This is a genomic window from Sphingomonas sp. FW306-05-A (assembly GCF_058782275.1).
Map to the genome: position 1 here is coordinate 1,246,413 of NZ_JBYSXN010000002.1, position 23,823 is coordinate 1,270,235.

Here is a 23,823-nt window from a genome sequence, read left to right on the forward strand (position 1 = left end):
TCTCCATTCCACCAGGGGAACCCGCATTAGGCGCGCGGATCGATGAACCGGACATTTCCGGAAGGGACTGCTCAGCGCAGGCTTGCGCGCAAGGCCTCCCACGCCGCGATTTCGTCGTCATGCCGGTGCGTTACCGTGACGGGGCCGGCGGTCGCGCTGGCCAGGTCGACGTCGACCGTCCCGCGCCACTCGAACGTCGCATTGCCCGACAGCCGCACCATCCCCGCCGCGCTCGCTTCCGCGCGGACCATTCCGCCGCGGTTTAGGACCGTGATTTCCGTATCATAGCTGCACCGTGCGGTCAGGCACGCGGCGAAGGTCGATGCTGCCATCGCGCTCCCGCAACTGTCGGTCAGCCCGATCCCGCGCTCGAACGTGCGGACGAACAGCGTCGTCGTGTCGCGCACCTCGACGAACGAGACGTTGGCGCGGTTGGGCAGCCAGTCGGGCGCGGCTTCACAAAGCGTCCCCAAAGCAACGAGTTCGGCCTCGTCGATCGTGCCGACGAACGTCACCAGATGCGGGTTGGGCATCGCCACCGCGGTAAAGCGCCGTTCGCTGCCGAGCAGGGGGACCTGCGCATCGACGATCCGGTCGGCTCCGGAATGCAGCGGCCAGCGCGTCACGTCGAGCTCCGCCGGCCCCGCGACTTCGCGCACGGTCTGCACCCCCGGGGCCAGCGCCGGATCGCGCGACACCTCCGCCGCCGATTGCTTGAGCCCAACCCGCGCCGCATCAATCCCGAGCGCCTCGAACCCCGCCCGGGCGACACAGCGCAACCCGTTCAGACACGTCTCGGATTCGCTACCATCCGAATTAAACATCCGCATCTCAAAGGGATAGCCATCCTGCCGGTTCGCCAGCAGCAAGATCCCGTCGCCGCCGACCGTCCCCGCCCGGTCCGCCAAAGCAATAGCGACCTGCGCCCAATCGGCGTCGTCCAGGTCGATCGCGCGCGCGTCGATCAGCGGAAAATCATTGCCCGAACCGTGGCATTTGAGAATGTCGAACTGCATGGCCGCGCCATAGTCGCTTCCGCTGTGCACGTCACCCCAGCCCATAATGGTCCGCCAGCCGATCGAGCGCGATCGTCAGCACCACGCGCCCGCTGCGCTGCGGCCAACCAAGGCCGCGTTCGGCATCCGGCAACCCTTCCCCAGCACAGATCACCCGCCACAGCACGTCGTTCAACCCCCGCCCCGCCCCGTCGAGCGCCGCGTCGAACCGACGTTTCGCCGCGATCTGCGCGCTCGCCGGGTCGAGCGCATCGCCCCCGCCGCCGTCGACTCGCGCCTCCCAGCGCATCGTCACCGACGGCGAGAGCGCGGCACGCTCGTAATCCGCACGCAGCCTTTCTCCCGCCTCAAGCTGCCGCGCATCGACCAACCCGCGCGACCGCAACCAGCCGAGCGGGGATTCGGCTAGGTTGACCGTCACGGTCCGTCCACGCCCCCTCCCACGCTCCTGCCCACTCGCCACGATCCCGCGCGCATCGAACCCACGCTCCACCAATTCCCGCATCGTGCACCTCCCGTCCGAGTCGTCGCGGGATTGCCACGAAGGCGCGTTTGTAGGACAGTGACAAACCCATCTGGTTTATCGAGCTGACAGGGAACGCGCATGATCACCGCCATCCGCGAAGTTCGCCGTGCCAAGGGCATGACATTGGACGATGTCGCGCGCGCGTGCGTCCCGCCGACCACCGCGCAGACGATCGGGCGGCTTGAAACGGGGACGCGCACGGTATCGGTCGGCTGGCTCAACCGCATCGCCGATGCGCTCGGGGTGCGCGCTGCCGATCTGGTACGCCTGCCCGACCAGCCCAACATTCCCGTCGCCGCGTTACTCGACCCCGACGGTGCCTATGCCCCGCGCCGGTCCGCGACGATCGCGCCCCCCGTCGCGACCCCCGACCATATCGCGGTCAGCGTCGTCGCGAGCATCGGCGATTACCGTGCCGGCGACGAGATCTGGTGCGAACGCCTGTCGCCCGATCATTTCGCGCGCGCGCTCAACCGCGACGTGCTCGTCCCGCGCCCGGCGGGGCGGTTCGCGTTCGGGCGACTGATCGACCGCGACGGCACCCGGCTGCATCTGCTACCGCTCGGCTCCGGCAGCCGCCAGCAAATCGTCACCGATCCGCCGTGGATCGCAACCGCCGTCCGATTGGTTCGTCCCTTATGATAGCCTCCCTGTTCCTCGCCGCCGCCTGGTCGTGGCAAACCGTCCCCGCGCCCGCGCAACCCGCACCGCTGCCCGTCGCCCAGGCGGAGATCGTCGCGACCTACCCGCACGATCCGCGCGCCTTCACCGAAGGACTGCTGATCGACCGCGGCACGCTCTACGAAAGCACGGGTCGTGAGGGGCAGTCCGACATTCGTCGCGTCGATCTCAAGACCGGACGCCTGCTCGCGAGCGTCAAGCTCGCGCCGCAACTGTTCGGCGAGGGGATCGTCGCGTGGCGCAACCAGTTGCTCAGCGTGACATGGCATGGCGGCCAGGGGTTCAAATGGAGCCTCCCCGGCCTCAAGCGCACCGGCAAGTTCACCTACACCGGCGAAGGCTGGGCGATGACCGACGACGGGCGCAACATCATCCTGTCGGACGGGACGCCGGTGCTGCGCTTCCTCGACCCGACCACGCAGAAGGTCGTGCGTCGCCTCACCGTCACCGCAAACGGCCGCCCGGTCGAGCAACTTAACGAACTCGAATATGTCGAGGGACAGATCTACGCCAACATCTGGATGACGCCGTACATCGCGCGGATCGACCCCGCGAACGGCCGCGTCGTCGGGGTGATCGACGTATCCCCGCTGATCGCCAAAGTCGCGCTGGCGGATCGCGATTCGGTCCCCAACGGCATCGCTTATGATCGCGCCGCGCACCGGCTGTACGTGACGGGCAAGAACTGGCCGAGCCTGTTCGAGATCAAGCGCCCACGCTGATCCGCGCGAGGTCAGTGCGCCCACTTATCCCTCTACTGCGCTTCCCCGGCGAAGGCCGGGGCCCAGGAGCGATGCCCGAGGTAACGGCGCGCAGTCGCCAGCAATCTGCTGTTCCACAACTGGGCCCCGGCCTTCGCCGGGGAAGCGCTAACCTTGAGAAGCGCTATCCTTGAGAAGCGTTAAGCTAGAGATCCGCGGAGCTTGGGGATCCCCCACACGCAAAAAACCCCGGCAGTCGCGCACGACCACCGGGGTAATCTGAGACCGCCCCCCGCGCGGTGCTGCCCAATAAAGGAAAGGCGGGGGATGGCCCGGTCGGCCCCGCCACCCAGGATAGGGGGACGGGCGACGGGACCGGTCGGTTTAGCCGAGCAGCTTCAGCACGCCCTGCTGCGACTGGTTCGCCTGCGCGAGCATCGCGGTCGACGCCTGGCTGAGGATCTGCGACTTGGCGAGGTTGGTCGTCTCGGTCGAGAAGTCGACGTCTTCGATACGGCTGCGCGCGTCGGTCAGGTTGGCGACGCTCGAGGTCAGCGTGTTGACGACCGAGTTGAGGCGGCTTTGACCGGCACCGAGCGATGCACGAGCGGTGTTGACGGACTTCAGTGCAGTGTCGAGCGCATCCAGCGCCCCGAGCGCGCCAGTACCGGGCGTATCTGCATCTGCCCCTTTCGCGCCCACGGTCGAGATATCTACGCCGTCGGTATCGCCGGAAATCTTCGAGAGATCGAGCTTAGAGATAGAGAGGGTAACCCGGTCGCCCGAACCAGAACCGGTTTGGATATCGATATCGTTTGCCTCGCCGCTCTTGAAAAGCGCAACATCGTTGAACGTGCTGGCAGAAATGTTGACCAACTGCTTTTTGAGTTCGGTAACTTCCGCCTGAAGATTGCTACGATCGCCTGGGTTCGCTGTCGTACCATCGCCGCTGTACGTACCCGATGCCGACTGCACCGCCAACTCACGGATACGCTGCAAGATATTGCTCGCCTCACCGAGCGCGCTATCAGCGCTCTGCGCAAGCGCGATGCCGTCGTTGGCGTTGCGGATCGCTTGGTTCTGGCCCTTGATCTGCGAGGTGAACGACGAAGCGATCGCGAGACCGGCGGCATCGTCCTTCGCCGAGTTGATGCGCTTGCCGGTCGACAGACGCTCGATGCTGCTTTGCAGGGCGCTGTTGGCTGCGTTCGATGCGTTGCTCGACTTGAGCGCGGCGACGTTGGTTCCGATAACGGTCATGAGAAATCTCCGAAAAGGTCCGGCAATCCCGCCGCCCCCTATCGGAGAGCCGAGCCGCCAACCAAGGTAACGACCGGTTGGGCGCGGGCTTAAGGGCTTCCGACGCTTTTTCCAAAGCCTCATCCTTTGGTCGCATGCCGCCTCGGCACGACCGGCAAAGCGGAAAATAATTGCCGGTTCGGCGACCGGCTTAACAAGGAATTTACTAGGCACCCCGTAGTTCCCGAATCAACCAGAGGGGGCTCCATGCGATCCATCGTTCCATCCGCCGCAATTCTTCGCCAGCATTACGCGCTCGTGTCGTGCCTGCGTGCGCAGGGCTTCACGATCGGTTCGTATGAAGACGGCAAGCGCACCCCCGGCGAGTTCTACCTCATCGCCCCGGGCGAGACCCCGCCGGTTTCGGCGCGCACTGTCGTCCTCGGCCACGAAGGCCGTCACATCGTTCCATCACGCGACGGCAACCCGGCCTATGTGTCGTATGACGAAACTGACGCCGCGGTCGGCGCAGGCTTCGTCCGCGCATTGCTCGCCGATTCGGACATGCCGACCGCCGCCGATCCCGAAAGCCTTGCGCTCCACACGCTCGCCGAGCGCGTCGCCGCCGCCGACATTACGGTGCTGATCAACGGCCCGACCGGCACCGGCAAGGAAGTGCTCGCGCGCTCGATCCACCTGAAATCCAACCGCGCCGCCAAGCCGTTCATTGCGATCAACTGCGCCGCGCTTCCCGAGACGATGCTCGAGGCGTTGCTGTTCGGCCATCAGAAGGGCGCGTTCACCGGCGCCTCGTCGGGCGGCGACGGCTTTTTCCGCGCGGCCGACGGCGGCACGCTGCTGCTCGACGAAATCGCGGAAATGCCGCTGCTGCTCCAGTCGAAGCTGCTCCGCGCGTTGCAGGAGCGCGAGATCGTCCCGATCGGCGCGACCACGCCGCAGCCGATCGACGTCCGCATCATCGCCAGCGCCAACCGCGACTTGCAGGACGAAGTCGCCGCGGGCCGCTTCCGCGCCGATCTCTATTACCGTCTGTCGGTCTTCCCGCTGACGACCAAGCCGCTCGCCGATCGCGTGCAGGATATCCCCGCACTCGTCGCGACGCTGATCCTGCGGCACGCGGGTAACCGCACGATGATCCCCTGGCCGTGCGCCGAGGCGATCGAGCTGCTGTCGCAGCACGACTGGCCCGGCAACGTCCGCGAGCTCGAAAACGTGCTCCAGCGCGCGCTGCTGTTCGCGGGCGGCGACACGATCCTGCCCGAGCATATCGTGTTCGACCGCCCGAGCGCGCGCGCGACGATCGCGGTCACCGAAGTGCCGGCCCCCGCGACGCTCGGCAACATCGTCCAGATGCACGAATTCCAGGCGATCCGCGAAACCCTCGCCGCGTGCAACGGCAGCCGGATCGAGACCGCCAAGCGGCTCGGCATTTCGGAACGCACCTTGCGCTACCGATTGGCCAAGGCCCGAGAACAAGGCGACGACATCATCCGCGCGCATGACCGCACCGCGGTGTCGGCATGAGCTCCGTGGGTGGCATCGGTGGCGCGGGCGGGATCGACCGCGTCATGGCGCTCCGCGCGCAGATTCTCGAACGCAACCAGGCGCTCGCGCGCGCCAGCGCGACGCCTGCGGCAACCCCGGTCGCCGACACGAAGCCCGCCAGCTTCGCGCAGTCGATGCAAACCGCGCTCGAGAACGTCAACCAGGGCCAGTCGCAGGCCGCCAAGCTCAGCGAAAGCTATGAGCGCGGCGAAACCGTCGACATCGCCAAGGTGATGCTCGCGCGCCAGCAGGCATCGGTCGGGTTCGAGGCGACGCTGCAAGTCCGCAACAAATTACTGTCCGCCTACAAGGACATCATGAGCATGCCGGTCTGACATGAGCAACGCCCTCACCCCCTCGCCCCAGCCGCAGCTGCCCGCCGGCGTCGCGTCGCTCGTCCCCGAGCGGTTCGCCAACCCGCTCGCGCAGATGCAGGGCCTGCTCGCGCAGCCTGCGGTCCGCCGCAGCTTGCCGATGGTGCTGCTCGTCGGTCTGCTCGCCACCGCGGCCGCCGCGTGGATGATGCTGGCGACCCCGACGCAAAAGACGCTGTTCTCCGGGCTGTCGGATGCCGACAAGGGCTCGGTCACCACCGCGCTGACCACCGCCAACATCAAGTCGCACATCGATGATTCGACCGGCGCGGTGACCGTCAACGAGGAAGACTTCTCGCGCGCCCGCATCCTGCTGGCGGGCCAGGGCCTGCCCAAGGCAGCGCCCGGCGGCTACCAGATCCTCGACAATCTCCCGATGGGCGTCTCGCGCGCGGTCGAGGGCGAACGCCTGCGCCAGGCACGCGAAACCGAACTTGCCCGGTCGATCCAGGAGATCGACGCGATCGCCGAGGCGCGCGTCCATCTCGCCACTCCCGAAGCCTCGGTGTTCGTCCGCGACAACGCCGCACCGTCCGCCTCGGTGATCGTCAAGCTCCAGCCCGGCCGCAGTCTCGGCGACGCGCAGGTCTCCTCGATCATCAACCTCGTCGCCTCGTCGGTGCCGGGGATGAAGCCCGAGAACGTCACGATCGTCGACCAGATGGGCGGTCTGCTCACCAAGGGCGCGAACGAAAGCGCGATCAGCGCCGCGACCGACGAGCGCATCGCGTTCCAGCGCCGCGTCGAGGAAAAGTACCGCGCGCAGATCAACCAGTTGCTGACCCCGTTGGTTGGTGCAGGCAATTTCACCGCCGAAGTCCAGGCCGACGTCGACCTCAACGAAACGCAGGCGACCAAGGAAAGCTACGACAAGACCGGCGCGCTACGCGTCGAACAGGGCCAGTGGACGAGCAACGGCAAGGACGGCGGGCAAGCCCCCGGCGGCATTCCCGGCGCGCTCTCGAACACCCCGCCGCCAGCCTCGACCCTCACCGCACCCCAGCCCGCGGCACCCGCCGGTGCCCCCGGTGCGCCGGGTGCCACCACCCCCGGCGTCGCGACCGGCCCCGCCGCCGCGGCAGCAGGCGCGGTCAGCGATGCGCTGAAAGCGACCGACCAATATTCGCGCGCCTATGATCTGGGCAAGGAAGTGTCGGTCAGCCGCACCGCCCCCGGCGCGATTACGCATCTGTCGGTCGCGGTCCTGCTGCGCGATCCCGAGACCGGCAAGCCGCGCGGTACGATGGAAATCCAGCAGATCACCCAGCTAGTGCAAAGCGCGGTCGGCTACAACCAGCCGCGCGGCGACGTCGTCACCGTCATCAGCCGCAAGTTCGCAGGCGCGTCGGCGCTCGATGACAAACAGCCGTGGTACGAAGCCGGCTGGCTGCCGGTCGTCGCGCGCAACCTCACCGCGATCATCGTCGCGCTGCTGGTGCTGCTGCTCGGTGTCCGTCCGCTCGTGAAGGCGATCGGCAAGAAGAAGGAGACCTCCGCCGAGGGCACTGTCCTGCCGCGCGAAATGCTCGGCGAGGAAGTTGGCGGCGGGCCCGCCGCGCCGCAGACCGGCGAGCCCGTCACGATCGACGCGCTGGAAGGCGCGCGCAGCTATGACGAGCGGATCGGCATGGTCCGCGGCTTCACCCGCGACAATCCCGCGCGCGCCGCGCTCGCGGTCCGCGACATGATCAAGTCATGACGCCTGCGGTCCGCAGCTACACCGGCGTCGAGCGCGCCGCGGTGTTGATGATGCTCGTCGGCGAGGAAGAAGCCGCGTCGATCCTGCAGAAGCTCGATCCCGAGGAAGTCCGCCAGCTCGGCAAGGCGATGTTCGCGGTGGCGGACGTGAGCGAAGCCGAAGTGGCCGATGTGCTCGACGATTTCGTCGGCCATGCGCGCGAGCGGACCGCGATCGGCTTCGACCCGCGCCCGCGGATCGAGGCGGTGATGACGCGCGCGTTGGGCCAGGAAAAGGCCGACAGCGTCCTCGCGCGGATCGTCCCGGCGGAAGACGCGTGTCAGCTCGACCTGCTCGACTGGCTCGACGCGGGCGAGATCGCGTCGATGATCGAGAAGGAACACCCGCAGATCGCCGCCGTCCTGATCGCCAACCTTGACCCGACGATCGGTGCGCAGGTGCTCGAACTGATGCCCGATGCGGTCCAGCCCGACATCCTCCACCGGCTCGCGCGATTGGGGCCGATCACGCCCGAGGCGGTCGAGACGCTCAAGACCATGCTCGCCAACCGCACCAGCACCGGCAAGGCGCAGGCGGGCGTCACGCTCGGCGGCACCAAGGACGCCGCCAAGATCCTGTCGAGCGGGCGCAAGGCGACCGAACTCCGCGTCATGCCCAAATTGTTCAAGATCGACCGCGACGTCGCCAAGGCGATCGAGGAAGCGATGTTCGTGTTCGACAATCTGCTCGAGCTCGACGACAAGAATCTGGGCACGCTGATCCGCAACATCGACAGCGACGTGCTGACGCGCGCGCTGAAGGGCGTCGACGAAAGCATCCGCGCACGCTTCCTCGGCTGCATGTCGAGCCGCGCCGCCGACGGCATTCGCGACGAGATGGAATCGCGCGGGCCGATGAAGCTTAGCGAAGTGCTCGATGCGCAGAAGATCATCATCCAGATCGCGCGCAATCTCGCCAAGGACGGCACGATCCAGATGGGTGCAGGCGAGGATGATTATGTCTGAGTTCGTCGCCGGTTTCTCGCCGCGCAGCCAGGGCATCGCCGATGCGCTCAAGGCCGCGTTCGCGCCACGCGTGGCGGGCGGGTTCGCCGCCGCCGACCTGCGCGAACGCGCGGGCGGCAGCAGCGCCCCGGTCGTCTTTGCGCCCAAGCCCGAGGGCCCGCGGCACTTTTCCCCGGCCGATCGCGATACCAACCCGACCGAAGGCTGGGATATCTTCGATGCGGAGGCCACGCCGACGACGCCGTTCGTCGATCCGGTGCTCGCCGCGCACGCGGCGGGCTATGCCGAAGGGATGGATGCCGCACTCGCCGAAGTCGCCGCGAACGTCGAACGCGACCACCGCCTGCTGACCGAACTCGCCGCCGCGCTCCAGGCGGGCGAACGCTTCGACCGCGAGGCCACCGCGCGGCGGTTGCGCCAGACCGTGATGTTCCTCGTCACGCAGATCGTCGGCGAAGTCGGGATTTCGCCAGACCTGCTCGCGCGGCGGATCGATTCTGCGGCGGATTTGCTCAGCGACGGCACCGAATCCGCGATGCTCCGGGTCAACCCGGCGGACGTCGCGTTGCTCGAGGGCAAGTTGCCCAAGCAGGTCTTCGCGATCGGCGATGCCGCGATCACGCGCGGATCGTTCCTCCTCGAAAGCGCGTCGACGATCGTCGAAGACGGCCCCGAATTGTGGATCGAGCAACTCGGCGCGGCGATCGACCGCGTCGCGGTACCGACGCACTGATGGCACCCCTTCGTCCGACATCCGGGGTGCCGTCCCGCATAGGCATCGAGGGGGTTCCTCCCAATCCGTTCGGGCTGAGCGCAGTCGAAGCTCCGCCCGCACCGCACACCTCGTTCTCTGCTGCAACGTGCCCTTCGACTGCGCTCAGGGCGAACGGGAATGCGAAAGGGCATAGCAATAGGCAGGGCCTTATCCCGGCACTTCGTCCTGCTCCGTGTGAGAGCACCCTCTCCAACCCGTTCGGGCTGAGCGCAGTCGAAGCCCCGCCTGCCCAAGGTGCCGCCGCATGTTGAACCGTTTCACCGGCGACTATCTCGATGCGCTCGTCGTCCCCGATTTCACGCCCCGCCCAAAGGTCTCTGGCCGCCTCGCGTCGTTCGACGGGCTCTTGATGGAAGCGGTCGGCCTCACCGTGCCGGTCGGCACCGTCTGCCAGGTCGGCGACCGCAATGCCGCGGTCGAGGCCGAAGTGATCGGTTTCCGCAACGGACGCACGCTGCTGATGAACCTAGGCGGCCCCGCCGCGCTCCTGCCGCAAGCCCCGGTCCGCCCGCTCGGCGCGCCGGGCGAGGCGGAGGTCGGCGCGGCGTTGCTCGGGCGTGTGGTCGATGGCACCGGCAAGCCGATCGACGGGCTGGGCCCGATCCGCGGTGCCGGGCGCTGGCCACTCGCGGGGAAGATGCAGTCGCCGCTCGATCGCGGGCGCGTGCTCGAGCCGCTCGACGTCGGCGTCCGCGCGATCAACGGGTTGCTCACCGTCGGCCAGGGCCAGCGGATCGGGATCATGGCGGGTTCGGGCGTCGGCAAGTCGGTGCTGCTCGGAATGATCGTCCGCGCCGCCGAAGCAGACGTCGTCGTCATCGGTCTGATCGGCGAACGCAGCCGCGAAGTCGCCGACTTCCTCGAAACCAAGGTCGCGGGCGCAGCGCGCGCGCGCTCGGTCGTCGTCGCGGTGCCCGCCAACCATTCGCCGGTGCTGCGCATCCGCGGCGCCTTGCGCACCCATGCGATTGCCGAGGCGTTCCGCGCCGAGGGCAAGAAGGTCTTGCTGATCATGGACTCGCTCACCCGCGTCGCGCACGCCGGGCGCGAGATCGGCCTCGCACTCGGCGAGCCTGCGTCCGCGCGCGGCTATCCGCCGTCCGCGATCGCGATGCTCCCCAATCTGATCGAACGCGCGGGCGTCGACGTCCACAGCGGCGGGTCGATCACCGCGATCTATACGGTGCTCGCGGATGGCGACGACGGCAACGACCCGGTCGTCGACAGCGCGCGCTCGATCCTCGACGGGCATATCGTGCTGTCGCGGCAACTGGCCGAACGCGGCGTCTATCCCGCGATCGACCTCGGTCCCTCGGTCAGCCGCGTGATGACCGACATCGTCGACAAGCCGCACCAGCGCGCCGCGCGCGTGCTGCGCCGCCACCTCGCGACCTATGAGGAGAATCGCGATCTCGTGCTGATGGGCGCGTATCGCTCGGGCGCGGACCCGGCGATCGACGCCGCGATCGCGTGCCATCCGGCGGTGCTCGAATATATCAAGCAGGACCCCGACGAGACCGTCTCGCTCGGCGATTCCGCGCTCGAACTGATCGGCGTGTTTGGCGATGCCTAAGTCCAAGCTCGACCGGCTGCTCCGCGTCCGCACGCTGCAGCTCGGGCTCGTCCAGGCCGACGAAGCGCGCGCGCGCGACAAGGCACACGCCGAGACGACGCTCCACGGCCGCATCGTCCAGCTGTCCGAGAATGTCGCGCCGACGGTCGCGCCGATCGGCGCATCCGCCTTGGGAGCCGCCGCGCATTTCCGCGAACGCCTCCACCGCTCCGCCGAAGCCGCCGAGGGCCGCCTGCGCGCCGCGCAAGCGGTCGCGACCCGCGCCGCCGAAGCCACGCGCGAAGCCCGCCGCGACCAGAGCGCGATCGAGAAGCTGATCGCGCGCGCCGATGCCGAGGCCGCGCTCAAGGAATTGCGCGAGATGGAGGCCATGCCACCGTCTCGCGTGATCCGGCACGATCCTTGCTGAACCGCTGACGGGTGCCGCTTCCGGCCCCGCTGGATGCCTGCATGACCGACCTGACCACCCTGCTGTTCCCGACCGCCACGGCGGCGTCTTCGCCAGCGCCCGCTGCGCCGGCGTCGGTGACGGGCGTGCCCGGGATGGCGGGGCAGTTCGCGCAGACGCTCGGGGACCTGCTGGCAGGCACGCCATCGGTCGCCGCACCCGCCGCCACCGCCACCGCCACCGTGCCGGCCGCCACAGCGCTACCGCTCCCCGTCTTGGGCTTGGTGGGACCGCTGCCCAACGGCAGGCTGCTGGCAGCCGGCACGTTCGACCGGCAACCGCTTGCCGACGACGGCAACGCAGTGCCTGCCGAACCCGCGTTCCAGCTTCTCGCCAACCCGGCATGGCGCGCGACCGTCGCCACGCCAGCCGCCCCGCCCCGCACGCCCGTATCGTTACGCACCGCGCTCGAGCGCGCCGCCGCCCAACTGGCAACGTCCACGCTCGCCAAGGCCGCACGCGGAGCGAACACGACCCCGACGGCAGACGCCCCTGCCGAGGATGCAGACCAGGCGTCTGTCCTATCCGACACGACGACGAACGATCCGGCGGCCCCGCCCCTCGACCTGCTGGCCAGCGTCCCCGTGATACCGACCGCGATGCTGCCAATCACCCCACTCCCACCCGAGCACACGACCGAGGCGGATGCGGCAATGGACTCATCCGGTCCGGTCGTGGCGACATCGATCGAGCACTCCCCCGGCAATCCTCCCTCCGTCGCGCACCCCATGGCCGCCTCGACCCGCGCGGGACGCCCGGCGTCGTCCGATCAGGCTATCCTCACCGCCCTTGGGGCGCTGCCCAATCCGGAGGGCGGCGGCATGGGCGAGGGCGCGGCCACTGTCGTACTGGCTACGCCGCTTCCAATCACGTCTCGGTCGACCCCGACCGCAACGCTGCCAGTGGCGGTTACCGCTGCACCGTCGCCCCCCCAAGCTCGGACTCCCACCACTGTCCCGGCCGCGACCGACGCGCTACCGCTTGCGACCGCAACGACGTCTGCGGCCCTGAACGGGCATACCCCCGCCGTCACGGCTGACATGCCCGCGCATGGCGAAACCGTGCCGGTCCGCGCCGACCGAAGCATTGTGCCGCCGATCGCCGTCTCCACCACCCCGCAACCCGCCGGGCAGGTCTTTGCCGCCGCACTGGCCTCCGCGACGACCTGGCGCGACCGCCCCGTCGCCGATCGCACCGACCCCACAGCGCCCACGCCCCCACTCGGCTTCACCACCGCAGTTGACCTTGGCAGCACGACGCCCGTCCAGCCGACCGGCACTGCCCAGCGTGCGCCGCTCGACCTCACGCAGGACAGCGGCGTGCAGCGGATGATCGACCATATCGAAGTGCTGCGCGACGACGCCGATTCGCGCGACACGCGGATCCGGCTCGTCCCCGACGCGCTCGGCAGCGTCGGCATCGCGGTGCGACAGGTCGGCGAGCGTATTCACGTCAGCTTCAGCGTCGAGCATGAGGCCACGCGCGCGCTGATCGCGGACGCGCAACCGCGCCTGACCGAACTCGCCGCCGAGCGTGGCGTGCGGATCGCGGGTAGCACCGTCGCGACCGACGCCAACCCAGGGTCGTCGCAATCGCCAGCACAGGGACAGGGCCAGCCCCAATCCCAGTCGCAACCGCAATCCCAATCGCAATCCCAGTCGCGCCCCAATGCCCCGCAGCAGCCGCCCCGCGCGGCCGCGCGGGGGCAGCGCGATCAAGAAACCCCCGAGGACCAGCGCCTCGCGTAACCCCCAAGGAAGCAGAGCATGAGTGAGATCGTCGAAGAGAAAGCGAAAAAGAAGAAGGGCGGGATGATGAAGATCATCCTGATCGTCGTCGGCCTGCTCGCGCTGGTCGGCGGTGGCATCGGCGGCACGTTGTTCGCGGTCAACGCCGGATTCATCGGCGGTGGCGGCAAGCATTCCGAGCCCGAAGGCCCGCGTCTCGTCCCCAAGAGCGAGCAGAAGCGCGTCGGCGAGGGTGGCGAAGGCGGCGAAGGCCATGCGACCGCGGCCAACAAGCCCCCGATCGGCACCGGCGGCGACAAATATGCCTCCAATTACTACGCGATGGAGAAGGAATTCACCTCCAACCTGCAGGACAGCGTCCATTTCGTCCAGGTCGGGGTCGCCGTGTCGACGCCTTACGACGATTCGGTGATCGAGAACATCAAGACCAACGAGATCGCGGTGCGCTCGTCGATCCTGATGGCGCTCGGCGACACCACCGAGGATCAGGTCTTCACCAGCGAGGGCAAGCGCCAGCTGGAGCGTCGCGTCGCCAAGGCGATCAACGATACTCTCAAGGAAAAGGAAGGATTTGGGGGGGTCGGTAACGTTTACTTTACCAGTTTTGTTGTTCAGTGACGCATGGTTAACGAGGCATCAGCAACGGCGGACGAACGCCGTGGACGGGCGCGAGGCACGGGCGCGGGCACTGCCAAGGGCGGGGGCGCGCAGCACGTCGCGCTCGGGGCCACCAACCTCAACCCGTTCGGCGACCTGCACACCGTCCAGCATCTGTCGGCGCGGCTCGCGCGCGGGGTGCGCGGGGTGTTCGAGCCGTTGCTGCGCCGCGAATGCCGCACCTGGGCCGAGCCGCTCGTCGTCCAGCGGCTCGCCGACTACCGCGCGGAACGCCCCGATGGGCTGACCGCGTGGCTGCCGATGGCGATGACGCTTGGCAGCCAGCCATCGGGGCAGCCCGCCGGCCAGGCGCTCGCCGTGCTCGACGGGCGGTTCGTGCTCGAATTGCTCGACTTGTTCTTCGGCGGCACCGGCCATGCCCCTGCGCAACTTCCGACCGAGTTCACCCCCGCCGCCGAGGTGATGGTGACTCAGCTCGGCAAGCTGCTCGCCGAACCGATGCGCGCCGCCTGGGAACCGCTCGCGCGGCTCAGCTTCACCCCCGGGCATGTCGAACTCAATCCGGCGATGCTCGCGAATCTCGACGCGGACGATGCGCTCGTCATCACGCGCTTCGGCATCGCGGTCGATACCGCCAAGCCGGTGTTCCTCGACCTGCTCTACCCGGTTTCCGCGTTAAAGCCGCACGGCCCATCGCTGACCGGCAAGGTCCACGGCAAGACCGCCGAACCCGATCCGAGCTGGCGCAATGGCCTGACCCGCGCGGTGATGGACGTGCGCTTCCCGATCCGCTCGGTCCTCGCCGAGCCGATGGTTTCGCTCAGCCTGCTGATGGGGCTGAAGGAAGGCGACGTGATCCCGATCAACGTCGGCTCGGACGTGCCCGTCATGGTCGGCGGCGACCGGCTCGCGCTCGGCACCGTCGGCACGTCGAACGGCAAGGCCGCGATCAAGCTCAACACGATTTGTTACGACATCGACAGCGACTTCAGGGGCGATTTGCAATGAGCGACATGAGTTCAACCCCGTCGAGCGGCTTCCCGCTCGATGCCAGCCTGGCCGCAAACTTCCGCTTGTTGCAGGATGTCGACGTCAAGCTGACGGTCGAGATCGGCTCGACCTCGCTGACGCTGCGGGAACTGCTCGCGCTCGGCGAAACCAGCGTGATCGAACTCGACCGCCAGGCGAACGAGCTGCTCGACGTGCTCGTCAACGGCACGCTGATCGGCCGCGGCGAAGTCGTGATGGTCGGCGATCGCTTCGGCGTGCGGATGACCGAGCTGGTTTCCCCTGAGAAGCGGGCCTGACGCGCGATGATGTGGTCCTATGTCCTCAAGCTCGTCATCCTGCTCCCGCTGGTCTGCGGGTTGATGATCGGTTGCCTGTATCTGTGGCGTCGGTTCGAGGCGCGGATGCCCGGGCAGCCCGCCAACCGGCTGCTCAAGGTCACCGAGACGATGATGATCTCGCCGACCGTGCGGCTCGCGGTGCTCGATTTCGAAGGGCGTCGGCTACTGGTCTCGGTCAGCCGCACCGGGATCACGCTGGTCGATCGCGGAGGTCCGTCGGCGTGATCACGAGCGTTCGTTTCGACTGGCGCAAGCTGATGCTCGTGGCGCTCGCGATCCTGTTCGCGGTCGTCCTGGCGCATCCCGCGCTCGCCCAGACCGCCGCCGCAGCGGCCGCACCCGTTGCCCCCGCCCCCGGCGTGGGTGACGCGGCGGATCGTGCGCTAAAGGATCTCGGCGGCGGCAACGCGCCGCTGTCGCTCAGCCTTCAGTTGCTGATCGTCATGGGGCTGCTGACGATCCTTCCCGGCATCCTGCTGATGATGACCAGCTTCACGCGGATCATCATCGTGCTGTCGATCCTGCGCCAGGCATTGGGACTCCAGCAGACCCCGCCCAACCAGGTGCTGGTCGGCCTGTCGCTGTTCCTGTCGTTCTTCATCATGGCGCCTGTCATCAGCCAGATCAACGCAGTCGCGATCCAGCCGTATTCCGAGAGCAGGATTGGGGCGACCGACATGATCAAGGCGGGCGGCGTCCCCCTGCACGCCTTCATGGCGAAGCAGACGCGCAAGAAGGACATCACGATGTTCGCCGGCATCGCCAAGAGCGGCCCGTACCAGAACGCCGCGGACATCCCCTTCTCGGTGTTGCTCCCCGCGTATGTGACGAGCGAGCTCAAGACCGCGTTCCAGATCGGTTTCCTCGTGTTTCTGCCCTTCATCGTGATCGATCTCGTCGTGGCGACCGTGCTGATGTCGCTCGGCATGATGATGCTGTCGCCGACGATCATCTCGCTCCCGTTCAAGCTGCTGCTGTTCGTCCTCGTCGACGGCTGGGCGCTGACGATGGGGTCGCTCGCCAATTCGTTCGTGAGTTGATCTGATGGACGCACAATATTTCCTGACGGTCGCGCATCAGACGATGTGGGTGCTGGCACTCGCCTCCGCGCCGATCCTGATCCCCGCTTTGCTCGCGGGGTTGCTGACCGGCATGATCCAGGCGGCGACGTCGATCAACGAGCAGACGCTGTCGTTCGTCCCCAAGCTGATCGTCGTCGGGATTTCGCTGCTGGTGTTCGGATCGCTGATCATCGGATTGCTGAGCGATTTCACGATCGGCATCTTCGAGCGGATTCCGGATCTGGTGCGATGATCGCCCGTGCCCGACCTCCGTTCGCCCTGAGCGAAGTCGAAGGGCTTGCACGCGCCCACCATCCGTTCGCCCTGAGCGAAGTCGAAGGGCCTGCGCAGCGCATGAGGCTTCGACTTCGCTCAGCCCGAACGGCGGTTGGGGTGACCGTCGCCAGCCCGGAGTGCCAATGGGCCCGCTAGGCCTCGGCCTCTCGATCGAGCCCCAGATGTGGGCGCTGATCTTCGTCATGGTCCGCATCAGCGCGGCGTTCATCGCGGCACCCGTGTTCAGTGCGGTGTCGATCCCGCTGGTCGTGCGCGTCTCGCTGTCGGGGGCGATCGGCGTGCTCGTGCTGGGGTCGCGGACCATCACCCCGCCCGAGCACATCTTCGCGCTCGCAACGATCCTGGCGGTCGCAGCCGAGGCGCTCGTCGGCCTCGCGATCGGCTTCATCCTGCAGATCGCCTTCGCCGCACCTGCGCTCGCCAGCGAATTGATCGGCACCTCGATGGGGATCGGCTTCGCCTCCGCGATCGACCCGCAGAACGGCAAGTCGACCCCGGCGCTCGGCCAGTTCTTCACGATGATGCTCACGCTGCTGTTTCTCAGCGTCAACGGGCACCTCGTGCTGGTCGAGATGATCGTCAGATCCTATGATGCGCTGCCCCCCGGCGCCGCGTGGCTCAAACCAGCGCAGCTCGAGAATATCGCTTTGTTCGGCGGCTATACGTTCCTTGCAGGACTCCTGCTCGCGCTGCCGGTCGGGTTCCTGCTGTTGTGCCTCAATCTGATCGTGGGGATGATCTCGCGCTCGGCCCCGTCGCTCAACCTGTTCGCGGTCGGCATGCCCGCCAGCCTCGCGGTCGGCGTCATCGCACTCGCAATGGCGTTTCCGACGATGGGGGATTACATGCTCGTGATCGTCCAGGAAGGCCTCGCCGCCGCGCAGACGCTGGTGCTCGGCTGATGTCGGAGGAAGGCGGCGAACGGACCGAAGCCCCGACCGCGAAGCGCAAGCGCGACGCGGTCGAGAAGGGCGACATCCTCAAATCCCGCGAATTCGCGACCGCGCTGATGATGCTCGCGGGCATGGCGTGGCTCGCGGTGATGGGGCCGTCGCTGGTGGGCGCGTGCAAGGAGATCATGGCGGCGAGCTTTTCGTTCGATCACCGCGACATCGAGGATTTCGAACCCTTCCGCCCGCTCGCGCAAAGCGGGTGGAAGGTCGCGCCCGCGCTCATATCGCTGTTCGCGATCAGCTTCGTCGCGGCGATCCTCAGCCAGGCGGGGCTCGGCCACATCGGGTTCAACGGCAGCCTGCTCGCGCCCAAGGCGTCGCGAATCAATCCGGCGTCGGGATTTAAGCGAATCTTCGGGCCGCAGGGGTGGATCGAACTCGGCAAGGCCTTGCTCAAGGTCGCACTGCTCGGCAGCATCGGCTGGTATCTGCTCGGCCAGGTCGCGCACATGTCGATGGGCCTGTCATCGAGCAGCTTCAGCACCGCGGTTGCCGCGCTCACGGGGACGTTCCTCACCGTGCTGTTCACGATGGCGTTCGGCATGGTCGCGATCGCCGGGATCGACGTTCCGCTCCAGCTGTTCCAGCGCCTCAGCAAGCTGCGCATGTCCAAACAGGCGATCCGCGACGAGAATAAGGAAACCGAAGGCTCGCCCGAAGCCAAGGGCGCTTTGCGCCAGCGGCAGCGCGAGATGTCGATGCGCAGCATGCGCAAGAGTGTTGGCGAAGCACATGTCATCCTCACCAACCCGACCCATTTCGCGGTCGCCCTGCGCTACGACCGCATGAACGACCAGGTCCCGGTGGTCGTCGCCAAGGGCCGCGGCGTGGTCGCGCTCGCAATCCGCGAACTGGGTGCGGAAACACAGATCCCGGTGCTCGAATATCCCGCGCTCGCCCGCGCGGTCTATTACACCAGCCGCGAAGGGCAGGAGGTCCGCGACGACCTGTATGTCGCGCTGGCGACCGTGCTCGCGTTCGTGTTCGGCCTCAACGCCGAGGCGGGTGGCCTGCCGCCGCCGATCTTCGTCCCCGAAACCGCGCGCTACGACGAGAATGGCGTGCAGCCGGCGTAAGGGGGCAGAAAAAGCGGAAAACCCCTAAAGTTTCCACCGCCCCCGCCGTTCTACCTTGAGAGCAGAGCGATGGGACCGACCACATGACGACCACGACCAGCGCCACCTCCACGACCGGCTCGACCACGATCGGCCAGTCGCTGCTCAACTCGCTCAACGCAGGCTCGGGCGTCGATACCGCAAGCCTCGTCGCCTCGCTCACCCAGGCGCAGTTCGCGTCCAAGAACCTGCAGCTCACCAAGCAGGACACCACGCTCACCGCGCAGATTTCCTCGGTCGCCAAGGTGCAGAGCGGCATCACCAGCTTCGCCACGGCCCTCACCACGCTGGTCAAGGGTGGCAGCCTCCAGACCCAGCCGACCAGCAGCGACACCAGTGTCCTCACCGCCAGCGCGCTGTCGGGTGCCAAACTGTCGGGCCTGTCGGCATTCGTCGAGGTAACCCAGCTTGCCACGGCACAGACGTCGACGAACACGACCAAATTCGCCAGCCGCTCCGCCGAGGTCGGCACCGGCACGCTGACGCTGACGCTGGGCACTGCACAGGACGCGGCCGTCTCCGGCCTGACCGGCGACACCAAGAGCTTCGCGATCACGATCGACTCCACCAACAACACGCTCGATGGAATCGCCAAGGCAATCAACGCCGCGAACAGCGGGACGACCGCGACGATCGTCACCGATACCGACGGCAAGGCGCGGCTGTCGCTCAAAGGGCCCACCGGCACCGACAAGGCGTTCACGCTCAGCGGCGATTCGACCGGACTGGCGCAGCTCAACGTCGGTGGCAGTGCGCCTGCCAGCACGATCACCGGATCCGCCGCCAACGCCAAGCTGTCGATCAACGGCACTCCGGTCGAACGCTCGAGCAACACGATCTTGGATCTGGTCGACGGCGTGAAGCTCACGCTCACGAGCGTCACCGCCGCGGGCAAACCGGTCGTGCTCGGCAGCGCGACGCCGACCGCGGGACTGACCCAGGCGGTCAACGATTTCGTCGAAACCTACAACCAGCTGCTCGCCGAACTGAAGACCGAGACCGACGCCGCATCGGGCCCGCTGCGCAACGATTTCAGCGCGACCAACCTGCTGCGCTCATTGCGCGGGATGACGCTGACCCCGCTTACCACCGGTGGCGCCGCAGGCGCACCCGACACGCTGTCCGGCATCGGGGTCAAGACCAACAAGGACGGGACGCTCAGCGTCGACGCGTCGCAGCTCACAGCCGCACTCACCAAGACCCCCGACGCGGTCGAGGCGATGTTCGCGGATGGCACCGGCGCGACCGGCGGCGGCATTTCCGCAGCACTCAACGCCATCTCCACCGCCGCGGTCAGCAGAAAGACGGTCATCAACGGCCGCACCGAGATCACCGGCCTCGTCGCCAGCACCGCGCTCTACACCGCCGCCAAGACCAAGGTTTCGGTCGCCGAGGAGAAGGTCACGTCCGACGCTGCGGTCTACAAGGAGCGGCTGACCAAGCAATATGCCGCCTCCGACGCGAAGGTCGCGGCGTATAAGGCGACCCAGACGCAGTTGCAGAACCAGATCGATCAGTGGAACAAGTCCTCATGACGCTCGCCTACGCGTCGCCCTTCGGCCGCAACCCCGAAGCGACCTATCGCCAGATCGAAGTCGCCGGCCAGACCGCCGAGGCGGATGGCCCGGCGCTGGTCCAGTTGCTCTACGATCAGGCGATCCGTGCGTTGCGCGGTGCCGCCTGGGCGGCGGAGAACAACAATTACAAGATGAAGAGCGACAAGGTGACGCGCGCGACCGCGATCCTTTTCGCGCTCGAAGCCGGGCTCGATTTCGACAATGGCGGCACGGTCGCCCCTGCGCTCGCCCGGCTGTATGCGGGCACGCGAATGACGGTCGTCAACGCCGCGGTCGGCAACGATCCTGCGCCGTTCCGCGACGTCGCGGACACGCTCGACGAGATCGGCCAAGCCTGGCGCACCGCGCGCGCGGCGTAGGGTCGGCGGGCTATCCCCTTACTTCGTCATTCCCGCGAAGGCGGGAATCCATTCAACGCCGCGCCCGTTCTGACAGGCCAGCCCGTATGGATCCCCGCCTCCGCGGGGATGACGGTGGTGGGGCTGATGGCGGACACGGAATGACGGCTACGCCTCGCCCCGCTACCCGAACCACCGTTTCACGCTGAAATAGCCGATGATCCCCACCGTGATCGCAATGCAAATGCCCCCGATCACATCGAACGCCCACGGCTCCTTGGCGAACGGCAACCCTTCGATGTTCATCCCGTAGAGCCCGGTCAGGAACGTCAGCGGCAGGAAGATCAACGCCACGATCGAAATCAGCAGCGAGCGTGAATCGATCTGTTCCGCGCGCAGATCGGTCAGCGCCTCGTGCATCAGCGCGGAGCGTTCGCGGATCGCCTCCAATTCCTCCGCCATCCGCGCGGCGCGATCGGCGGCGGAATTCAGATGCAGCCGATCATCGTCGTGCAACCAGTCGCACGGCAGCGCCGCCAGCTTCTCGAGCGCGGCGCGCTGCGGCTGGACGAAGCGGCGATAGCCGATCGCGGTGCTCCGCACCTTGGTCACCTTGCGGCGCAGTTCGAACACCTTGTCTGCATCCAGATCCGCCTCGCAATCGTCGAGCTGGTCGCCCAGCTCGCCCACCTCGGGGTCGAGCTCCTCGGTGATCGCGCTGGCGAATTCGGCGATCAGGTCGCCCGGGTCCGCGATCGTCCCGCCCTCGACCGACTTCACCACGTCGTCGACCGCGGTCAGCGTCCGCCGCGTCACCGAGAACACCCGGCCCGCGACCGCGTAGATCCGCACCGAAGCGAGCGGGTCCGACGCCGTCATTTCCTCGTTCGAGCGGCCGCGCAGGTTGAGGAACGCGCCCTCGCCCAACGCATCGCAGCGCGGGCGCGACTCGGTCGTGGTCAACACGTCGACGACATAGTCGGGCAGGCCCGCGGTCTCGCCGAGCCAGCTTTGCGCCTGCTCGTCGTTGCTCGTCAGGTGAATCCAGATCAGCTCGCCGGTCGCCTCCATCGCCGCGGCGATGTCGAGCCGCTCGGCCTTCCCTTCCGCCACCCGGTACGCAAACCCGCTCATGCCGGCGTGATCCAGATCGTCAGCCCCGCTTCGCCTTCGACCGGGGGCACCTCGGACACGACCCGCACCGCATCCGCGCGCGACCGGTCGAGGATCGCGGACGGCGTCGCCGCAGGCGCATAGATCCGGTCGGCGAGCGCCAGCGCACGCGCCTGCCCCAGCGTCAAATCGTCCGGGTCGTCCGACGTCAACCGGATCGTCACCAGCCGGTCGGGCGAGGCGGTCGCATCGACCAGCCACCCCGGCACCGCCTCGGGCGCCGCCGTCAGCGGATCGAGTGGCCCGCCTTGCGCAAACGCGCGCCCCAGCGCACGACGACGATCATCGAGCGCGGGCAGCACCAGCCGGATCGCGCCCCGCATCGCGTTCAATCGGTCGGCGAGCGGCCCCAGCGTCGCGGGCAGCATTGCCTCGAGCCGTTGCCGCAACGCCGCCGCCAGCCCCGCCGATGCGCCGCCCGTCCCGATCGCGATCAGCACCGGGCTGCGGTCGATGATCGCAGGCAGCGTAAAGTCACAATCGTCGGGCCGGTCGACCGCATTGACCAGCACGCCGCGCGCCTTGAGCCGGTCGATCGCACCGCGCGCCTCGGCATCATCCTCGATCGCCACAATCGCGAGCGACGCCGCGCTATCCTCCCCGACGATCACCGCGCCCGCACGCTCGAGCAAACGCCGCTTGGCATCCGCGGGTTCGCCCACACCGAGCAGCATCACCGGCCGCCCCGCCAGCCGGACGAACAGCGGAAGACTGTGGAGTGTCATGCGTTGGGCTTGAGCCATTCGGGTAGGCGTTCGGCGGCCAGGATCGTCTCGGGGTTGATCCGGTCCGCGACCACCGCGAAGCGATCGCCATCCACAAGAACCTCGGGCACCAGCGCCCGACTGTTATACGTGCTCGCCATCGTCGCGCCATAAGCGCCCGCGGTGCGGAACACCGCAAGATCGCCGCTCACCACTTCGTCGATGTCGCGCCCCATCGCGAAGGTGTCGCCGCTTTCGCACACCGGCCCCGCGATATTCGCCATCATCCGCCGCCCGTTCGGGCGCACCGCTGCGAAATCATGCCAAGCATCGTACAGCGCAGGCCGCGCGAGATCGTTCATCGCGGCGTCGACGATGACATAGGGGTTGGTGACGCCCGGCTTGACCCAGATGACCTTGGTCAGCAGCACGCCCGCATTGCCCGCGATCACGCGCCCGGGCTCGAACATCAGCGTCACGCCCCAGTCGCGCGTCACCCGCGCGACCATCGCGCCGAAGTCGGCGGGGCTCGGAAACACGTCGCTCTCGCGATACGGCACGCCGAGGCCGCCGCCGAGATCGATCCGGTCGATCAGGTGGCCTGCACCGCGCAACTCGGCCATCAGCGCGCCGACCCGACGATACGCCGCTTCCATCGGCGCAAGATCGCCCAACTGGCTGCCGATATGCACTGCGATCCCGCGCAGGTTGAGCCCGGGCAAGCCCGCCAGCCGCCCGAAGATCGCAGGCGCCTGGTCGATCGGCACGCCGAACTTGTTCTCGCGCTTCCCGGTCGAGATCTTGGCGTGCGTACCCGCATCGACGTCCGGATTGACCCGGATCGTCGCGTTCGCGGTTACGCCACGCTCGGTCGCGAGTTGCGCGAGGACGACGCCCTCTTCCTCGAGCTCGAGGTTGAACTGGCCGAGCCCGCAATCGAGCGCGCGGACCAGCTCCTCGCGCGTCTTGCCAACGCCCGAGAACACCACGTCCGCCGCCGGAATCCCCGCCGCCAGCGCACGCGCGAGTTCGCCGCCCGAGACGACGTCTGCACCGTACCCCGCATTGGCGAGCAGGCGGAGCACCGCGAGATTGGGGTTGGCCTTGATCGCATAGGCGAGGTGGACGTCGCCCGCCGCCGCCAGCCCCTCGCGGAACACGCGCGCATGCCGCTGGAAGGTCGCGGACGAATAGACATAGACGGGCGAGCCGACTGCCTCGGCGATCGCCGGCAGCGGCACGCCCTCGCAGTGCATCACGCCGTCGACGAGAGCAAAATGATCCATGA

General features: G+C 67.6%; 26 protein-coding genes. 20 read left to right on the plus strand and 6 right to left on the minus strand.

From position 1 onward, the window contains the following. Window positions 1–71: 71 nt before the first annotated feature. Window positions 72–1,016, minus strand: coding sequence for a diaminopimelate epimerase (gene dapF / locus AC3WJR_RS14515; protein ID WP_492725663.1), 945 nt, complete (start codon window positions 1,014–1,016; stop codon window positions 72–74). Window positions 1,017–1,047: 31 nt separating this feature from the next. Further along, window positions 1,048–1,521, minus strand: a complete 474-nt coding sequence (locus tag AC3WJR_RS14520; RefSeq protein ID WP_492725664.1) for a DUF6456 domain-containing protein — start codon at window positions 1,519–1,521, stop codon at window positions 1,048–1,050. Between the two features lie 99 nt (window positions 1,522–1,620). Between AC3WJR_RS14520 and AC3WJR_RS14525 the strand changes: the two genes are divergently transcribed. Together AC3WJR_RS14525 and AC3WJR_RS14530 are read left to right on the plus strand one after the other, a co-directional pair. Further along, a complete protein-coding gene (locus AC3WJR_RS14525) occupies window positions 1,621–2,184 on the plus strand; it encodes a helix-turn-helix domain-containing protein (RefSeq protein WP_492725665.1) in 564 nt (187 codons plus the stop codon). After that, a complete protein-coding gene (locus AC3WJR_RS14530) occupies window positions 2,181–2,945 on the plus strand; it encodes a glutaminyl-peptide cyclotransferase (protein ID WP_492725666.1) in 765 nt (254 codons plus the stop codon). The genes AC3WJR_RS14525 and AC3WJR_RS14530 overlap by 4 nt, the downstream gene beginning before the upstream one ends. A 363-nt stretch (window positions 2,946–3,308) precedes the next feature. Here AC3WJR_RS14530 and AC3WJR_RS14535 read toward each other — a convergent pair whose 3' ends face one another. Then, entirely contained in the window at window positions 3,309–4,184 is an 876-nt protein-coding gene (locus AC3WJR_RS14535; RefSeq protein WP_492726165.1) for a flagellin N-terminal helical domain-containing protein, read from the minus strand. Window positions 4,185–4,430: 246 nt separating this feature from the next. Between AC3WJR_RS14535 and AC3WJR_RS14540 the strand changes: the two genes are divergently transcribed. The 18 genes from AC3WJR_RS14540 (at window position 4,431) to AC3WJR_RS14625 (ending at window position 20,679) form a co-directional block, all read left to right on the plus strand. Continuing rightward, entirely contained in the window at window positions 4,431–5,708 is a 1,278-nt protein-coding gene (locus AC3WJR_RS14540) for a sigma-54 interaction domain-containing protein (RefSeq protein WP_492725667.1), read from the plus strand. Then, window positions 5,705–6,064: a flagellar hook-basal body complex protein FliE gene (gene fliE / locus AC3WJR_RS14545; protein WP_492725668.1), complete on the plus strand. Its 360-nt coding sequence runs from the start codon at window positions 5,705–5,707 to the stop codon at window positions 6,062–6,064. Before AC3WJR_RS14540 ends, fliE begins: the two co-directional genes overlap by 4 nt. Before the next feature lies 1 nt (window position 6,065). Then, window positions 6,066–7,802: a flagellar basal-body MS-ring/collar protein FliF gene (gene fliF / locus AC3WJR_RS14550; RefSeq protein WP_492725669.1), complete on the plus strand. Its 1,737-nt coding sequence runs from the start codon at window positions 6,066–6,068 to the stop codon at window positions 7,800–7,802. Next, window positions 7,799–8,806 carry a flagellar motor switch protein FliG gene (fliG, locus tag AC3WJR_RS14555; protein ID WP_354278938.1) on the plus strand — a complete coding sequence of 336 codons (1,008 nt, stop codon included), beginning with the start codon at window positions 7,799–7,801 and terminating at the stop codon, window positions 8,804–8,806. Before fliF ends, fliG begins: the two co-directional genes overlap by 4 nt. Continuing rightward, window positions 8,799–9,539, plus strand: a complete 741-nt coding sequence (locus AC3WJR_RS14560; RefSeq protein ID WP_492725670.1) for a FliH/SctL family protein — start codon at window positions 8,799–8,801, stop codon at window positions 9,537–9,539. The genes fliG and AC3WJR_RS14560 overlap by 8 nt, the downstream gene beginning before the upstream one ends. Before the next feature lie 286 nt (window positions 9,540–9,825). Continuing rightward, window positions 9,826–11,154: a FliI/YscN family ATPase gene (locus AC3WJR_RS14565; protein WP_492725671.1), complete on the plus strand. Its 1,329-nt coding sequence runs from the start codon at window positions 9,826–9,828 to the stop codon at window positions 11,152–11,154. Continuing rightward, on the plus strand, window positions 11,147–11,563 hold the full coding sequence (locus tag AC3WJR_RS14570) for a hypothetical protein (protein ID WP_354278935.1): 417 nt from the start codon (window positions 11,147–11,149) through the stop codon (window positions 11,561–11,563). Before AC3WJR_RS14565 ends, AC3WJR_RS14570 begins: the two co-directional genes overlap by 8 nt. Window positions 11,564–11,604: 41 nt before the next feature. Further along, window positions 11,605–13,350, plus strand: a complete 1,746-nt coding sequence (locus AC3WJR_RS14575; RefSeq protein ID WP_492725672.1) for a flagellar hook-length control protein FliK — start codon at window positions 11,605–11,607, stop codon at window positions 13,348–13,350. A gap of 18 nt (window positions 13,351–13,368) precedes the next feature. Then, entirely contained in the window at window positions 13,369–13,968 is a 600-nt protein-coding gene (locus AC3WJR_RS14580) for a flagellar basal body-associated FliL family protein (protein WP_354278933.1), read from the plus strand. A gap of 3 nt (window positions 13,969–13,971) precedes the next feature. Continuing rightward, window positions 13,972–14,976, plus strand: coding sequence for a flagellar motor switch protein FliM (locus tag AC3WJR_RS14585; RefSeq protein ID WP_354278932.1), 1,005 nt, complete (start codon window positions 13,972–13,974; stop codon window positions 14,974–14,976). After that, window positions 14,973–15,275, plus strand: coding sequence for a flagellar motor switch protein FliN (fliN, locus tag AC3WJR_RS14590; protein WP_010161280.1), 303 nt, complete (start codon window positions 14,973–14,975; stop codon window positions 15,273–15,275). The genes AC3WJR_RS14585 and fliN overlap by 4 nt, the downstream gene beginning before the upstream one ends. A 6-nt stretch (window positions 15,276–15,281) precedes the next feature. Continuing rightward, window positions 15,282–15,542 (plus strand): FliO/MopB family protein, encoded by a 261-nt coding sequence (locus tag AC3WJR_RS14595; protein ID WP_277970522.1) that lies wholly within the window; start codon window positions 15,282–15,284, stop codon window positions 15,540–15,542. Between the two features lie 32 nt (window positions 15,543–15,574). Continuing rightward, entirely contained in the window at window positions 15,575–16,357 is a 783-nt protein-coding gene (fliP, locus tag AC3WJR_RS14600) for a flagellar type III secretion system pore protein FliP (protein ID WP_492726167.1), read from the plus strand. Between the two features lie 4 nt (window positions 16,358–16,361). After that, window positions 16,362–16,631: a flagellar biosynthetic protein FliQ gene (locus tag AC3WJR_RS14605; RefSeq protein ID WP_354278930.1), complete on the plus strand. Its 270-nt coding sequence runs from the start codon at window positions 16,362–16,364 to the stop codon at window positions 16,629–16,631. A gap of 166 nt (window positions 16,632–16,797) precedes the next feature. Beyond that, window positions 16,798–17,577, plus strand: a complete 780-nt coding sequence (fliR, locus tag AC3WJR_RS14610) for a flagellar biosynthetic protein FliR (protein WP_492725673.1) — start codon at window positions 16,798–16,800, stop codon at window positions 17,575–17,577. Further along, on the plus strand, window positions 17,577–18,704 hold the full coding sequence (locus AC3WJR_RS14615) for an EscU/YscU/HrcU family type III secretion system export apparatus switch protein (protein WP_492725674.1): 1,128 nt from the start codon (window positions 17,577–17,579) through the stop codon (window positions 18,702–18,704). Before fliR ends, AC3WJR_RS14615 begins: the two co-directional genes overlap by 1 nt. 83 nt (window positions 18,705–18,787) lie before the next feature. Next, a complete protein-coding gene (gene fliD / locus AC3WJR_RS14620; RefSeq protein ID WP_492725675.1) occupies window positions 18,788–20,278 on the plus strand; it encodes a flagellar filament capping protein FliD in 1,491 nt (496 codons plus the stop codon). Then, on the plus strand, window positions 20,275–20,679 hold the full coding sequence (locus tag AC3WJR_RS14625; RefSeq protein WP_492725676.1) for a flagellar export chaperone FliS: 405 nt from the start codon (window positions 20,275–20,277) through the stop codon (window positions 20,677–20,679). Before fliD ends, AC3WJR_RS14625 begins: the two co-directional genes overlap by 4 nt. Window positions 20,680–20,841: 162 nt before the next feature. On the opposite strand, the gene AC3WJR_RS14630 is transcribed toward AC3WJR_RS14625, so the two are convergent. From AC3WJR_RS14630 to lysA, 3 genes are read right to left on the minus strand one after another with little or no spacing between them, the layout of a single operon-like run. Beyond that, window positions 20,842–21,792: a zinc transporter ZntB gene (locus AC3WJR_RS14630; RefSeq protein ID WP_492725677.1), complete on the minus strand. Its 951-nt coding sequence runs from the start codon at window positions 21,790–21,792 to the stop codon at window positions 20,842–20,844. Further along, window positions 21,789–22,556 carry a precorrin-2 dehydrogenase/sirohydrochlorin ferrochelatase family protein gene (locus AC3WJR_RS14635; protein ID WP_492725678.1) on the minus strand — a complete coding sequence of 256 codons (768 nt, stop codon included), beginning with the start codon at window positions 22,554–22,556 and terminating at the stop codon, window positions 21,789–21,791. The genes AC3WJR_RS14630 and AC3WJR_RS14635 overlap by 4 nt, the downstream gene beginning before the upstream one ends. After that, window positions 22,553–23,821, minus strand: coding sequence for a diaminopimelate decarboxylase (gene lysA / locus AC3WJR_RS14640; RefSeq protein ID WP_492725679.1), 1,269 nt, complete (start codon window positions 23,819–23,821; stop codon window positions 22,553–22,555). Before lysA ends, AC3WJR_RS14635 begins: the two co-directional genes overlap by 4 nt. Window positions 23,822–23,823: the final 2 nt, after the last annotated feature.

Coding starts and splice junctions, on each gene's coding strand:
- AC3WJR_RS14570 (WP_354278935.1), top strand. CDS start 11,147: ATGCCTAAGTCCAAGCTCGACCGGCTGCTCCGCGTCCGCACGCTGCAG.
- fliD (WP_492725675.1), top strand. CDS start 18,788: ATGACGACCACGACCAGCGCCACCTCCACGACCGGCTCGACCACGATC.
- fliP (WP_492726167.1), top strand. CDS start 15,575: ATGCTCGTGGCGCTCGCGATCCTGTTCGCGGTCGTCCTGGCGCATCCC.
- AC3WJR_RS14580 (WP_354278933.1), top strand. CDS start 13,369: ATGAGTGAGATCGTCGAAGAGAAAGCGAAAAAGAAGAAGGGCGGGATG.
- AC3WJR_RS14525 (WP_492725665.1), top strand. CDS start 1,621: ATGATCACCGCCATCCGCGAAGTTCGCCGTGCCAAGGGCATGACATTG.
- AC3WJR_RS14585 (WP_354278932.1), top strand. CDS start 13,972: ATGGTTAACGAGGCATCAGCAACGGCGGACGAACGCCGTGGACGGGCG.
- fliE (WP_492725668.1), top strand. CDS start 5,705: ATGAGCTCCGTGGGTGGCATCGGTGGCGCGGGCGGGATCGACCGCGTC.
- AC3WJR_RS14615 (WP_492725674.1), top strand. CDS start 17,577: ATGTCGGAGGAAGGCGGCGAACGGACCGAAGCCCCGACCGCGAAGCGC.
- AC3WJR_RS14520 (WP_492725664.1), bottom strand. CDS start 1,521: ATGCGGGAATTGGTGGAGCGTGGGTTCGATGCGCGCGGGATCGTGGCG.
- fliN (WP_010161280.1), top strand. CDS start 14,973: ATGAGCGACATGAGTTCAACCCCGTCGAGCGGCTTCCCGCTCGATGCC.
- fliR (WP_492725673.1), top strand. CDS start 16,798: ATGGGCCCGCTAGGCCTCGGCCTCTCGATCGAGCCCCAGATGTGGGCG.
- AC3WJR_RS14560 (WP_492725670.1), top strand. CDS start 8,799: ATGTCTGAGTTCGTCGCCGGTTTCTCGCCGCGCAGCCAGGGCATCGCC.
- AC3WJR_RS14630 (WP_492725677.1), bottom strand. CDS start 21,792: ATGAGCGGGTTTGCGTACCGGGTGGCGGAAGGGAAGGCCGAGCGGCTC.
- AC3WJR_RS14595 (WP_277970522.1), top strand. CDS start 15,282: ATGATGTGGTCCTATGTCCTCAAGCTCGTCATCCTGCTCCCGCTGGTC.
- AC3WJR_RS14625 (WP_492725676.1), top strand. CDS start 20,275: ATGACGCTCGCCTACGCGTCGCCCTTCGGCCGCAACCCCGAAGCGACC.
- AC3WJR_RS14635 (WP_492725678.1), bottom strand. CDS start 22,556: ATGACACTCCACAGTCTTCCGCTGTTCGTCCGGCTGGCGGGGCGGCCG.
- AC3WJR_RS14530 (WP_492725666.1), top strand. CDS start 2,181: ATGATAGCCTCCCTGTTCCTCGCCGCCGCCTGGTCGTGGCAAACCGTC.
- dapF (WP_492725663.1), bottom strand. CDS start 1,016: ATGCAGTTCGACATTCTCAAATGCCACGGTTCGGGCAATGATTTTCCG.
- fliG (WP_354278938.1), top strand. CDS start 7,799: ATGACGCCTGCGGTCCGCAGCTACACCGGCGTCGAGCGCGCCGCGGTG.
- lysA (WP_492725679.1), bottom strand. CDS start 23,821: ATGGATCATTTTGCTCTCGTCGACGGCGTGATGCACTGCGAGGGCGTG.
- AC3WJR_RS14565 (WP_492725671.1), top strand. CDS start 9,826: ATGTTGAACCGTTTCACCGGCGACTATCTCGATGCGCTCGTCGTCCCC.
- AC3WJR_RS14605 (WP_354278930.1), top strand. CDS start 16,362: ATGGACGCACAATATTTCCTGACGGTCGCGCATCAGACGATGTGGGTG.
- AC3WJR_RS14575 (WP_492725672.1), top strand. CDS start 11,605: ATGACCGACCTGACCACCCTGCTGTTCCCGACCGCCACGGCGGCGTCT.
- AC3WJR_RS14535 (WP_492726165.1), bottom strand. CDS start 4,184: ATGACCGTTATCGGAACCAACGTCGCCGCGCTCAAGTCGAGCAACGCA.
- fliF (WP_492725669.1), top strand. CDS start 6,066: ATGAGCAACGCCCTCACCCCCTCGCCCCAGCCGCAGCTGCCCGCCGGC.
- AC3WJR_RS14540 (WP_492725667.1), top strand. CDS start 4,431: ATGCGATCCATCGTTCCATCCGCCGCAATTCTTCGCCAGCATTACGCG.